The sequence below is a fragment of the Shewanella surugensis genome (assembly GCF_023284005.1).
GTDB lineage: Bacteria > Pseudomonadota > Gammaproteobacteria > Enterobacterales > Shewanellaceae > Shewanella > Shewanella surugensis.
Genome location: NZ_JAKIKS010000356.1, coordinates 1 through 674, shown reverse-complemented (window position 1 = coordinate 674; position 674 = coordinate 1). Strand labels below are relative to the sequence as shown.

Here is a 674-nt window from a genome sequence, read left to right as displayed (position 1 = left end):
GGGGTTTAAAGGGGGACAGATTGACACGCAAAAGGGGTTTAAAGGGGGACAGATTGACACGCATACTAACAAGAAAACGTGGACACATTGAAACAATGTCCTCCATGTTGTATGGTTATCAAATAAACATATCCATTGGAAGGCTTATGAACAACCTATCTGTCTCTAAATCAAACTATTTAATTGATGCTAGTTATAAATTAAACGCACAAGCCCAAAAGCTGGTTTTAGCTTGTCTGGGAAAAATTGATTCTAGAGTTTCTATACCTAAAGAAATAACAATAACAGCGCAAGAATATAGTGAGTTGATGGGGATAAAACACAACTCAAGAAGGGATCTTTATAAGGCCGCAGATAGTCTTTTTCGTTCGATTATCACCTTGAAAAATGAAAATGAAACTATTGAGTTACACTGGGTGCAACGAAGCGTCAAAAAACACAAAGGTGAGGGGGCAATAACAATAAAATGGACTGATGATGTACTTCAATATATTAGTCAGCTAAAAAATAGATTTACAACCTATAAATTGCATCATATAGCCCAACTACAATCCAGCCATTCTATAAGAGTTTACGAGCTATTAATGAGATTCAATAGCACAGGGGAAAGAATTATATACCTTGATGATTTTAAATCTGCTTTAGGTATCTCAGATAAATACTCAGATTTTAGA

General features: G+C 35.2%; 1 protein-coding gene. It reads left to right on the top strand.

The window, feature by feature from the left end:
* Window positions 1–146: 146 nt before the first annotated feature.
* On the top strand, window positions 147–674 hold a 528-nt coding region (locus L2764_RS27505; RefSeq protein WP_248943503.1), incomplete at its 3' end, for a replication initiation protein.